Genomic DNA, 11,825 nt, shown 5'->3' with positions numbered 1-11,825 from the left:
TCTGCGTAACCTTGTGCAGTCTCGTGGCCGAATTGGCTGGCAGGCGCAACCTGTGTCAGTCAGGTTCCGTCACATCCAGTCCATATAGCCAGTCGTGCCGGCCATGGACCAATGATGGCAGGTATTTTCCGGCAACCCACATAGGTCCATAGGTACAAAGTTGGGAGAGTGGGTTTGAGCGATGAAACAGCGCCGCATTTTCCCGGGCAGCGGCCTGCACGCGGGTGGCGCGGGGCTTGCGTTTCATTTCATAAACCCGCAGCGATTCCTGAACTGGCCTCTCGCGAGCAACTTCGCGCGCCAGAACATACGCATCTTCGATCGCCATCACGGCGCCCTGCGCCATGAAGGGCAGCATAGGGTGGCAGGCGTCCCCCAGAAGCACGACCCGCCCCTCCTGCCATTTGGACAATTCAGGCCGGTCGTAAAGCGACCACCGCATCAGCAACGGTGCTTCGTCAATGATCCTCTGGATTACCGGGTTCCAACCCCGGAAATCCTTCAAGGCCTGCTGGCGGGCGCCCACTGCCGTCCAGGACTCATCGCCAGGCTGATCAGCTTCAACGACACCGACAAAATTTGCCAGGCTCCCCCGGCGCAGACGGTATGTCACAGCATGACGCCGTTTGCCCGCCCAGACGCACGCCGTCTCCGGTGGCGGATAATCGCCAAGCCTGGCTACCGGCACCACTGCACGCCATGCGACATTCCCTGTGAAGCGTGGATTGTCAGGCCCAAGCATCTGTGTGCGGATGGTTGAGTGTATGCCATCGGCTCCGACAAGAAGGTCCCCGGTGACCTTTTCGCCGTCGCTCAGAACCGCCGTGACGCCTGTGTCACTCGGCTCATAGGCGGTTACGCGCGCACCCAGCCGGATGGCATCTGGCGCGCGATCAACCACACACCCCTGCAATGCCTCGATGAGATCTGCCCTGTGTATGTGGAGATACTCGCCCCGCCATCTGGCCTGGGACGCCTCACGCAGCGGCACACTGAATATCCGCCCCCCGCTCCGCCCCAGCCGCAGCTCCTGGGCCCTCGGCCGGAAAGCATCCCGGGCAACACGGGCGGATGCCCCAGCGCGTCGAGCACCTTCATGCCATTTGGGCTGATCTGAATGCCCGCGCCCACATCGGCGATCTCAGGCGCCTGTTCCAGGACCGAAACCGTATGCCCTGCTTTCAGACATGCCAGCGCTGCTGTCAGTCCACCGATCCCCCCGCCTGCAATCAGGATGTGCATGGGCTTGCCGCCGGTCCTGTTGGGGGCCGCCTCCTCAGCGCGCTTGTGAAGGGTCTTGCTTGCCGCCAATCAGGACAAAGCGGCGATCGCAGTATTTGCACTCGACGAAATCTTCGTCGCCCATCTCGTACCAGACTTTCGGGTGGCCCAGAGCGCCGCCCCCGCCATTGCAGGAAACCTTGTGGCTGGTGACCATCGAAATCTCTGGCGGTGAGAATACATCGCGTTTGGCGGGCATGCCGGTGGGTCTCCTGAAATGGCATTGCCGCGATTGCTTGCGGCGCAGCCAGCAGCCCCCTAACTAAAGACTGGGCATGGACCGCGCAAGGCACCCTGCCATCTGGAAGCGAGCGACCATGCCTGAACCCACCTATGCCATTGAGGTCCGGGACCTCCGGAAGACCTATGCTGCATCTGGAAAAATGCCAGAAAAACAAGCGCTCAACGGCATCAACCTGGCAATTCCGACCGGAACTATCTTCGGGCTTCTTGGACCAAACGGCGCAGGAAAATCGACGTTCATCAATATTCTGGCAGGCCTCGTCAAAAAAACATCCGGCACTGCGCGAATATGGGGTCTCGATGTCGATAAAGACCCTCGCCAGAGCCGGGCCGCAATTGGCGTTGTGAACCAGGAAGTCGTTGCCGACCCGTTCTTTACGCCCTTCGAGATGCTGGAGCTGATGGCGGGTTTTTACGGCGTACCAAAAGCAGAGCGCCGCACAGTTGAAATCCTGACCGCTCTCGGCCTTGCCGACAAGAAAGACGCCTATGTCCGCCAGCTGTCGGGCGGCATGAAACGCCGGCTTATGGTGGCAAAGGCGCTTGTGCATAATCCCCCGGTCCTGATCCTGGATGAGCCTACCGCCGGGGTTGACGTGGAACTTCGCCGCCTCCTCTGGGATTATGTTCGGGAACTTCACGCCAAAGGCACGACAATCATCCTCACCACGCATTATCTTGAGGAAGCCGAGGAACTTTGCGACACGATCGCCATCGTCAACCATGGCGAAATCGTTGCCTGTGAACCGACCCACCAGCTTCTGTCCCGTCTCGACTACAAGACACTCGTCGTCTACCCGAAAGAGCCCTTGGGCGCGATCCCGGCAGATCTGTCGGGCCTCGATGCAAAAATGCGCGCGGATGGAGGGCTCGCCCTTACCTTCCGTACCAGCGAAACAGGGATCGGGCGTCTTCTCGAACGTGTCCGCACGGCGGGTATCAGCATCGCTGACCTGTCGACGGAAGCGCCCGATCTCGAAGACGTTTTTATTTCACTGACCAGCGAAACCGCCTGAACCGCGGACCCTCAAAGGCTCTGCTTGATCCAGTCGGTCAGGGCCTGGCGGTTCATGGCGCCATTGCGTGTGGCGGTAACTTTACCGTCCTTGAACATCAGCAAAGTCGGCAGACCGCGGACGCCATATCTCGCGCCAACCAGCGGAAAATCGTCGACATTCACTTTGACGATCTTGACCTTGCCGGTCATTTCCTCGGCGACAGCCTCCAGATGGGGCGACATCTGCTTGCACGGCCCGCACCATTCGGCCCAGAAATCGACCACGACCGGGGTCTCTGATGCGGTGACGACGCCGTCAAAATCATCTTCGTTTACATTGATCGCTGCCATGGTTGCGGCTCCTTCTGCCGTCAGTCTGCTTTTCAAGCCTGATACATAGGGACTCTTGTGCCAAGTCAAACCATCGCGCGCGCACTTGTAAGCACAGCTAAAAGCTGCGCCTCCGGCAGGCGCATCAGGCGCGGCCCATCTGTCCAGCAGAGCGCGGCCACAATGTCCCGGTCTGGAAACGCCGTTTTGAGGACCGCCCAATAGGCGGCCATTTGCGCCACATACGTATCGGCGACATCTTCGGGATCATCCGGCGCGGGCTGGTCAGTCTTGTAGTCAATGACCAGCACCCGCTCCGGCGTCACAACCAGCCGGTCAACGCGGCCGTTGATCACGGTACCTGACGGCAGATCTGGCGACGTGCCAATTATCGCCGCCTCTGCCCTGCCGCCCGGCTGGAATATCTCACGAAGGGATGGGTCCTGCATTACACCCAGCGCGGAAGCCTTCATTTCTGCGCGTTGGGCAGGTGTCAGATCGGTGTCTCGCGACAGATACGCTTCTGCAGCTGCCTCACGCTGCGCCTGGGGCAGCTCGGGCAAGTATTGCAGCAATGCGTGGATTGCGCGGCCACGCTTCAGCCGCTCTTCGCGTCCGGCATCAAAGGGGGCGACAATCCGCGTTTTTGGCCCGAGCAGGCTGGTCGGCGCCGAGAGACGCCTGGCCGCCGGGTCAAGCGGTGCCGGCCCCAGAGCCCAGCCTGGAAGCTGCACTTCAGCGCGGGCCTCCTCTGAACCCCGCTGCTTGCCGGTTGCCTCAACTCGGCCGAACCTGCGCACATGTCCCAGCAGCTCGTGGTCCAATTTCTCCATGGCGGCGTCGCAGAGCGCGTACCAGGACCCCTTCTCGAAACCCGGCCTGCCTTCACCAACGGGCCCGGTCCAGTGACCGGCAATGATCAGCCTGTCCTGAGCGCGTGTCAGCGCCACGTAGAGCAACCGGCGATGCTCTTGGCGCGCTTTGATTTCAGCTAGGGCGCGTGCGCGCTGGGAAGCGTCGGCATCCGTATCCTTGCGGGGAGACCACACGAGCGCGTTTGCACTCTCAAGAACTGCCGGAGCGCTCGTCTTTGGCTTGGACGTCGTATCCGGAAGGATGACCACTGGCGCCTGCAGGCCCTTGGCGCCATGCACGGTCATCACGCGCACTTCCCGCCCGGCTTCAGCCAGGTCGCGTTTGATCTCGACCGAACCTGACTCCATCGCCGCGACAAAAGCCTGCAAGGAGGATGGCGCCGCGCTGTCATGGCTGAGTGCCCGCGAAAGCAGGGACTCTACCGGATCCCGCGCCGGCGTCCCGAGACGGGCGTTGAGCCTCTCCCACCCGGTATGTCCCTCCTCACACACGCGGTCCAGGACATGGCTCAGAAACTCGAAGGGCGGCAGCTGCGCCCGGTCAAGCAGGCCCTGGAGAAACCGTGCTGCACGCTGCACATCAGGATCGCTGCTGGCTTTCACACGCGACCACAGCGTCTCTCCCCGAACCCTGCCCGAAGCCAGCGGGAACAGATACCGGTCGTCATCAACCAGACCGCAGAATGGACCACGCAGAATTTCCGCAAGCGTCAGATCCCGCAGATCGAGCGTGGCAAACCGCATCAGGTTCAGGCAGTCCTGCACACCGATAAAGTCCGTAAGCGTCAGGCGGTCTGCTCCGGCGACAGGCAAGCCTTCGCTCTTGAGCGCCGTAATGAGGGATTCAAATAGCCCTCCCTGCCGTTTGCTCACAAGGATCAGTACATCTTCGGGCCGGACAGCCCTCTGCGCCTTGCCTTCCCATATGGTCTCGCCCCGGTCGATCATGTCCTTCACCGCACGGGCAACCGAAGAGGCAAGACGAGCCTTTGGAGACGTTGCCCTGACAATGTCTACCGGGCGCTCCCAGGCATCGGTTTCGTCATCTGGCGCTTTTGGCTCAATCGGCCAGATTTCGACCGCGCCATGCTGATCCCATCTTCGGGCCGTATGCACCAGGGTCTCTGCTGATCGCGGCGGCGCGTCCCCGATCCCGGCATCGAGAGGCGGCGCACTGTTCCAGACCGTATCGACATAAGTCAGCACTTCGGGGGCAGACCGGAACGACATCAGCATCTCGACGCCCGTCGCGCCAGCCATTCGCTCTTCCAGCCGCCGCGTTTCGGTCAACAGGCGTTCAGGTTCTGCGCCCTGGAAAGAATAGATCGACTGTTTCTCATCCCCCACGATGAACATCGTCCGGGGGTCCTGCGAATAGTCCTGCCCCTCACCCGCTCCAAATTCATTCGTCAGGGCCCGGATCAGATCCCACTGCTCGGGGCTGGTGTCCTGCGCTTCATCCAGCAGCACATGTGAAATGCTGCCATCAAGCTTGTAGAGCACCCAATTGGCCATTCCCTCAGCTTCGAGCAGCACCCGCGTCTTCTGAATGAGGTCATCAAAATCGAGCGCCCCGCGCCGCGCTTTCTCGTCCCGGTAAAATTTCAGGGAAGGCAGGCCAATCCTGAGAAGCGCAGATGTCCGCGCAAACGCATTCGCGCGTCGCAACACGTCCAGGAGCTCGCGAATGCGGGCCGTTTCGCGTCCTTCACCCTCCTTGACCTGGAAATACTCCGGCAACTCCGGGCACATCTCACCGGTCTTCTTTGTGTAGGGATTCTGAGCCCTGAATTCCCCCCTGGCCGTCAGGAAAAACGGCGCGTAGGCCTCCCAGACCGCTTCGGGCGTCTGCGCAGCAAGGACACTCTCAAGCACCTGCGCCCGGTCGAGATCGGCAGTTGACCCCTTCAAAAGCGCCGTCATCGCTTCCCTGATCGCGGCCCGCGGCAAAGTCGTTCCCATCGCCGCCGTAAGGATTTCGGAGGGCGTCTCCAGCGGCGCCCCCAGATCGGCGCGCACTGCAGCCATCATATCGTCCATGTCAAACTCATAACGCTCGGCAAACCGCATCACGGCGGCACCCGATGCCCGGAGCGCATCAAGCGCGCTCGACGCGCCTTCATTCATGGCTTCCCGCGTTATCAGCGCCAACTCTTCCGGAGCGGTCTCTGCCGCCTGCAGAATGGCCCGCTCCTTTGCCAGGTGCCATAAGGCCGTGGCGTCCCGGTCTTCCATTTCAGTAAAGCCCGGCACCACCCCCGCCTCAAGGGGAAACCGGCGAAGGACCCGCGCACAGAAGGCGTGGATTGTCTCGATCCGCAATCCGCCGGGCGTCTCAAGCGCGCGCGCAAACAGGCGCCGCGCATCCCGCAGGTCATCGCGCGAATAACTTGACGCGTCCCGTCCTTCCAGCCGCGAGAGGGCTTCTTTCAGACTGTCATCTTCCTTGACTGCCCAATCCCCCAGCGTCCGGAAAAGACGGGTCAGCATTTCGTTGGCTGCAGCGCGCGTGTAGGTGATGCAGAGGATCGAGTCCGGCTCAGCGCCCGGCCGGCCATCCTCGCGCCGCAGGAGCAGCCGTGCAACCCTGTCGATCAGAACCTTGGTCTTGCCGCTGCCGGCATTGGCCGTCGCATACGCCGACACATCCGGATTGGCCGCGCCGGCCTGCGTGCGAATCGCCTGTCGAAAAGCGGTTTCGTGCGTCTGCTGATCACTCATCGCCGCCATCTCCACCTGCCGTGTCGCGGTTCCATTCGGCCCGGCGTGCCAGCAGGTTATAGCCATAATCATACTTCACGAACTGAACGCGGGGCGCAGAGGCAAATACCGCCTCAGGATCGCGGTAGGCTGCCACCAGCCTTACATACCCGTCTGCCGCCGCTGAAATCAGCTCTTTGAGCGTTTTCTGGCTGCTCTTTCCTTCGGCAATCCGGCGCGCTTCCGGCCGTCCACGGATGGCCACATATTCAAGCGCGTCAACCGGCGCCGGACGGACATTCCTGAAGCCCCCCTGGGCTGCAATGACGGCCTGAAGCGGCATCTGCTGGTCGTATCCCGCTTCAATCGCCTTGTCCGAAGGCGGCAGGCCTGTCTTGAAATCAATGATGACCAGACCGCCGGTGGACGTCCGCTCTATCCGGTCTGCAGTCGCTGAAAGCTCGAACGGGCGTCCGGATATTTCAATGGCAATTTCACCCGGGACTTCCCGTTCAAACGTCCCGGAAATATCCCGCCTGTCCCGCCAGCCCAGATACCAGGCCACCACATCCTGCCAGATCGCGAGCCGGCCAGCCCAGGCCGCTTCTGGTTCACCGGTGCGCGAAAGCTCGATACGAATGAGGTCCAGCAGGCTTTCAGCGGTTTTGGCAACGCCCTCATTCTCGAACGCGTCGAGCGCGGCGTGAATGGCTGTGCCGCGCAGATTGCTGGCGAGTTGAGCGCCCAGGACATCCACCTGCTTCAGGCCGAGAACGGACTCAGCCCAGATCGAATAGGGATCGCGCTGCAGACGGTCCACACGCGTAACGGACAGCCGCCTCGGCCAGTCTTGAGGTGCCCGCTTCTTCGGTTTGGGCTCGGCAAAATCTGCAGGCAGAGCATTCGTGTTCCGCTTCTGAAGCGTATTGACCAGATGCATAAGCTGGCCGGTCTCGCCCTGAAGCAGCTCTGGTGTCCGGTCGCCAAACGCGCCCTCCGCCAGTGTCCGGAGACGCCACACCCAGCGCGAGGCAACCGCCGGACTGTCATCCCGCCGCCCGGCATACAGCATCACGACATGCGGCGCGGCCGCCAGCTGGGCAAAGTCATGCGCCGAAAGCCCCATCCGCTCTTCAGGATCATTCAGCCCAAGCGGCGCCCGGAAGCGGCGCGGCAGGAACGCATCTGCCGGTGGCTTCTCGGGCCAGACATCTTCATTCAATCCAGCAAGGATAAGCCGGTCCGCAGACTGAAGCCGCGCCTCCAGCGGGCCCCAGATCGAAAGCCTTGGATGCTCAGGGTCGCCGGTCTGCACCTGCAGGTTGCGACGCCTCGGCATCAACCAGATCTGCGAATGATCCCGGGCTCATCTCTCCGAGATAGGGGCCAAGGTCGGCAAGCCGCTGAAGCAGATTGGAAGCCCCTGCGCCATCCTCCCCGGCCCAGGGCAGCGGCGTCTCACTTATGGCGCCGGCAAGATCGGCCACGCGCTTTGCCGCCTGATCTGCAGTCACCGAAGGCAGGAGAGAAAAATCCCCATCGGTCTCTTCGAGAATTTGCCCCAGACGCTGGACCAGCAGAATTGCCTCATCCTGGTCTTCCCGCCGGAAGGGCGCGTGCAGCTCCAGTTGGTGGCGAGTATCTATGCTGTGCGCCAGGTCATCAAGACTGCCCCACCGCCTCGGGCCTCTCAGGAAATAAAGGTCGAGCTTTCCAGACTCCATCTTCCGGCGGACGAATGGATGTTTCAGGACGGACGCCAGCACCGCAGGCTCTCCCGGGTCGGCAGCCCACCTGGCGCACAGGCCGATCAGGCTTCCGGCTTGTGTTCGCCCGAGCGGCACAGGCGCCGAAGGCGCAACCCTGATGCCCCACCGGCCAAGAAGCGCCGAAACCCGCCGCGCCAGCCCTGCATCCGGGGTAACCAGCGCCGCCGTCTTGCCCTCCTGCTCCAGTGTTTCGCGCATCAGCAGTGCAGCCGCTTCCGCTTCGGCAGCTTCATTCGGTGTGTTGGCAATGCTGAGGCCTGTCAGACCATCGCGCACAAAGTCCTCAATTGGCTGCGCGCTGGCCCTGGCCAGGTTCTCCAGCGTCGCGCGCCAGTCAGCTGTATCTTCGGCAGGTGCCAGCGCCTCATGGATGAGGCGAACGCGCGCCCGCGCCTGGCCGTTCTCGGAAATACCGGGCCATGGCGCAACGCTGTCCGGCGATCGCCCCAATGCCATCAGGGTCCGGATCAATGTGTTCTGCGGGTGCCCAGGCGCCTTGATGACGGAAGCCCACTGCTTGTCGTTCAGCCAAGTATCAAGGCCCGGCAGGACAATCAGCCCCTTGGGCAGACCGAGAACAGCCCGCATCAGTATCCGACCGGGCGGCGTTGCACCTGTCGATCCGGCAATGATGACCGGCCCGCCAGGGGGCTTCTCCCGCCAGTGGTCAGCCAGCGCAGTCGCCGCCCTGATCCGTTCCCTGAACGGATCGGTCGCGCCCAGTTCGGCCAGCCGCGCTGGCCAGTATTCCGTGACAATCTTCAAGAAGTCTGCCGAGCGTGACCAGTGCGCAGCAAGGTCGGCTCCCGGGTTGAGGTCGGCCAGCTTGCTCCAGTCAGCAGTCTCACTCATCGCGGCCTGCTCAAGCAGGCGCAGGAGCTCGCGGGCTGAGGAAAGTGCGCTCGCAGGCGGCAGATCCATCCTCAGCGCGTTGCGGTAATATCCCCGCACCAACTGCGTAATTTCGCCGAGCTGTTTCGTGCCCGAGAGCGGCGGTGCGATGCCCGACAACGCCTGTTCGGCAACCGGCGGCGGCTCGCCGCTGTCCAGATCACCCAGCGCGCGGATGTCCGGTGGCAGAAGGGTCTCTCCCCCCGCAGCATCAAATAGCGCGAGCGAAAGCGCACGGGCAGACCGGCGGTTGGGAACATAGATGATCGCATCCGCCAGTGCGTCAGGGCGCTGCGCCAGCGATGTCTCGGCCGCCAGCGCGCGGGACAGTTCCCTCACGAAGGCGGTGCCGGGCGCAATCGTCCGGATGCGCGGCGCATCCGGCCCGAACAGCGCATCAGCCGCCATGACAGGCCACCCACATCTCCGCATCCTTCAAGGCTTGCGGATCCCCCACATGCAGCCAGAAGGAATCGAGCGCCAGTCCGCGCGCACGGCCCTGGGGGATCAGTTCGTCCCAGACCTTAACCGCTGAAAATCGCTCCACCGGCCGTGCATCATAAATCCGGGGCTTCATGATCCGGACCCCGGCATAGGCCCAGGGCGCGGACGCTGCCTCACCGCGCCGCTTCAGACGCCCGTCCGGTTCCATAAAAAAGTCACCCGGCCCGTCAAAACCAAGCGCGCGCCCTGTGTCGGCCAACAGCAGCCGTTCATCCTCCTGCGCCGGGTCAAAGGCGTCTGCCAGCGCAAGCAACGGATCTGCCAGTTCAGGCGACCAGAAAGCATCAGTGTTCAGGACAAATACCGGGTCTTCCCCCAAAAGCGGCCGCGCCTTGGCCAACCCGCCTCCTGTCTCCAGGACCTCGCCTCGTTCATCGGAAATGATCACCTCGAAGCCGGATAGGCCTCTGAGGTAATCCTCGATCTGCTCGGCAAGATAGTGAACATTTACGACAATCCGTCGGACACCTGCCTGCGCAAGAGGCCCGATCACCCTGTCGATCAGTTTGCGCCCACGCACGGCGATCAGCGGCTTCGGGCAGTCATCCGTCAGCGGCCGCATCCGTGTGCCGAGGCCAGCGGCCAGCACCATAGCCGTATGCGGAACCGGAACGCTCATATCCTGGCCTCGAACACAAAGGGGGTCTGCTCGCGCACAAACGCCCGCATCCCGGAAAGCGACGGATGGGCAAGATTGCGCGCGAGAATCGTCAGCTGCCGGGGTTGGAACGCGCCATATCTCGGCTTCTGGTCACGGTGCTGGAGACGGGAGAATACCCCGGCAATCCGAAGCGCGTTCAGAACGCCGATCACGGCCAGTCGCTCGTCAAAATCTGTCCGGGATTGGCCGGTTCTGGCCAGAAATGTCTCTATGGCAGCCTCCGAGGCGTCATGGGAGACCACCCTGCGCGCGTCCTGGGTCAGCATTGCCATGTCCCAGGCGTCCCATCCGCGCACAGCATCCTGAAAGTCCAGAAGGCCCACGCGCCCGCCGGGGAGCCACAGCAGATTCTCGGCATGGTAATCCCGAAGCGTGAAAGTCCTGGGAAAAGACGCGGCTTTTTCGATCAACGCATCCCGCTCGTCTTCCCAGCGGGCCCGCGCGGCGCCGGTCATCTTTGTGCCCCCCGCTTCCAGCGGCAACCAGTCGGCATAAAGGTCGGCATTGGCGCCCAGCGCGACCGCGTCAAAGTCGAGGATCGGCCAGCTTATGCCAGACTTTTCAAGCCGGTGCGGCACCGGTGCAGCATGCAGAACCGCCAGCGTCTCTGCCGCCGCGCGGTAAAGCGAGGGCTCATCGGCCTCTCCCCGCTCGATCATCCGGGCAAACTCCCGCCCTTCGCCAAAATCTTCAATCAACGCAAAGCCATGCGCCGGATCAAAGGCATAAACTTCCGGGGCCGCCAGGCCGAGACCCCGCAAATGTCCGGAAATCAGCGCGAATGCCTCGACCCTCGACGCCGCCAGCCGCGTCATCGCGTTCCAGCCCATCTTCTCGCGCAAGGAGCGGTCTGCATCGGGCGGACAAGGATCATCCTCCACCCTGGGTGCATCCATGAGCAGCGCAAAAGCGCCATCTTCCCTTTGAAGCCGGATATAGCGCCGCGTTGACGCATCCTGGCTCAGCGGTTTGTGAATGGCACGGTCCCATCCCTCGCCCGCGCGGGCGAGGAACCGGCCAATCTCTGAAGCGCGCGAGTCAGTGGCTGAATCCATGCAGCCGTTCCTGCCAGCCTTCGCCCTTTGGTTCCAGCCTCGCGCGTCGCTGATCCCCGTGAATTTCAAGCAACACATCCAGCCGCACGCCTGGCAAATGCCGTCCGGCCCTCTCCGGCCACTCGACCAGGGCGACACCGTCAACAGTCTCATCCCAGCCCAGTTCCTCTACGCCTTCGGGATCCTCAAGCCGGTAGAGATCAAAGTGCCAGAGTGGAAAAGCTGGCCCATCATACATCTGTACCAGCGTGTAAGTCGGGCTGGGCACCTCTTCATCGCTCCCCAGAAGCGCCTGAACGATGCCGCGCGTCAGCGTCGTCTTGCCTGCCCCAAGATCCCCATGCAGCGCCAGAAAGTCGCCGGGCCTCAGAATCCGGGCGATCGACTGACCCAGCGCGAGCGTTGCATCCTCATCGGGTAAAACAAAAGTATGATCCATACTTCTTCCTAGCCTTGCGCTGACCTTGCGCAACCTCGGTTTAACCGCAGTATGTGACGGAGTGACCCGGCTTGCAGTGC

The 11,825-nt window shown here is 62.5% G+C and carries 10 protein-coding genes and 1 pseudogene; 1 reads left to right on the top strand and 10 read right to left on the bottom strand.

The genetic code is table 11. The features are described 5' to 3' along the window. Nucleotides 1-55: 55 nt before the first annotated feature. The 3 genes and pseudogenes from KG722_RS11045 to KG722_RS11040 form a co-directional block, all read right to left on the bottom strand. Nucleotides 56-991 (bottom strand): FAD-dependent monooxygenase, encoded by a 936-nt coding sequence (locus KG722_RS11045; RefSeq protein WP_366910230.1) that lies wholly within the window; start codon nt 989-991, stop codon nt 56-58. A gap of 188 nt (nt 992-1,179) precedes the next feature. Beyond that, a pseudogene (locus tag KG722_RS15150) lies at nt 1,180-1,242 on the bottom strand (hypothetical protein); the annotation flags it as partial. Between the two features lie 34 nt (nt 1,243-1,276). After that, a complete protein-coding gene (locus KG722_RS11040) occupies nt 1,277-1,480 on the bottom strand; it encodes a zinc-finger domain-containing protein (protein ID WP_213271833.1) in 204 nt (67 codons plus the stop codon). A 118-nt stretch (nt 1,481-1,598) separates the two neighbouring features. Here KG722_RS11040 and KG722_RS11035 point away from each other — a divergent pair, with 118 nt between their 5' ends. Then, nucleotides 1,599-2,540 carry an ABC transporter ATP-binding protein gene (locus KG722_RS11035; RefSeq protein WP_213271832.1) on the top strand — a complete coding sequence of 314 codons (942 nt, stop codon included), beginning with the start codon at nt 1,599-1,601 and terminating at the stop codon, nt 2,538-2,540. 11 nt (nt 2,541-2,551) lie between these two features. Here the strand turns inward: KG722_RS11035 and trxA are convergent, their stop codons facing one another. From trxA to tsaE, 7 genes are all read right to left on the bottom strand, one after another. Then, on the bottom strand, nt 2,552-2,872 hold the full coding sequence (gene trxA, locus KG722_RS11030; protein WP_213271831.1) for a thioredoxin: 321 nt from the start codon (nt 2,870-2,872) through the stop codon (nt 2,552-2,554). A gap of 65 nt (nt 2,873-2,937) precedes the next feature. Beyond that, nucleotides 2,938-6,447 (bottom strand): double-strand break repair helicase AddA, encoded by a 3,510-nt coding sequence (addA, locus tag KG722_RS11025; RefSeq protein ID WP_213271830.1) that lies wholly within the window; start codon nt 6,445-6,447, stop codon nt 2,938-2,940. Beyond that, nucleotides 6,440-7,765 (bottom strand): PD-(D/E)XK nuclease family protein, encoded by a 1,326-nt coding sequence (locus tag KG722_RS11020; RefSeq protein WP_213271829.1) that lies wholly within the window; start codon nt 7,763-7,765, stop codon nt 6,440-6,442. Before KG722_RS11020 ends, addA begins: the two co-directional genes overlap by 8 nt. Then, entirely contained in the window at nt 7,722-9,494 is a 1,773-nt protein-coding gene (locus KG722_RS11015) for a hypothetical protein (RefSeq protein ID WP_213271828.1), read from the bottom strand. Before KG722_RS11015 ends, KG722_RS11020 begins: the two co-directional genes overlap by 44 nt. Continuing rightward, nucleotides 9,484-10,209, bottom strand: a complete 726-nt coding sequence (locus KG722_RS11010; RefSeq protein WP_213271827.1) for a nucleotidyltransferase family protein — start codon at nt 10,207-10,209, stop codon at nt 9,484-9,486. The genes KG722_RS11015 and KG722_RS11010 overlap by 11 nt, the downstream gene beginning before the upstream one ends. Continuing rightward, on the bottom strand, nt 10,206-11,306 hold the full coding sequence (locus KG722_RS11005; protein ID WP_213271826.1) for a phosphotransferase: 1,101 nt from the start codon (nt 11,304-11,306) through the stop codon (nt 10,206-10,208). The genes KG722_RS11010 and KG722_RS11005 overlap by 4 nt, the downstream gene beginning before the upstream one ends. After that, nucleotides 11,290-11,745, bottom strand: coding sequence for a tRNA (adenosine(37)-N6)-threonylcarbamoyltransferase complex ATPase subunit type 1 TsaE (tsaE, locus tag KG722_RS11000; RefSeq protein WP_213271825.1), 456 nt, complete (start codon nt 11,743-11,745; stop codon nt 11,290-11,292). The genes KG722_RS11005 and tsaE overlap by 17 nt, the downstream gene beginning before the upstream one ends. Between the last annotated feature and the right edge of the window lie 80 nt (nt 11,746-11,825).

Origin of the sequence: Hyphomonas sp. (assembly GCF_018402285.1) — a bacterium.
Classification (GTDB): Bacteria; Pseudomonadota; Alphaproteobacteria; order Caulobacterales; family Hyphomonadaceae; genus Hyphomonas.
The sequence above is the reverse complement of the archived record's forward strand: the minus strand, read 5'-3'. Positions and strand labels throughout refer to the sequence as shown.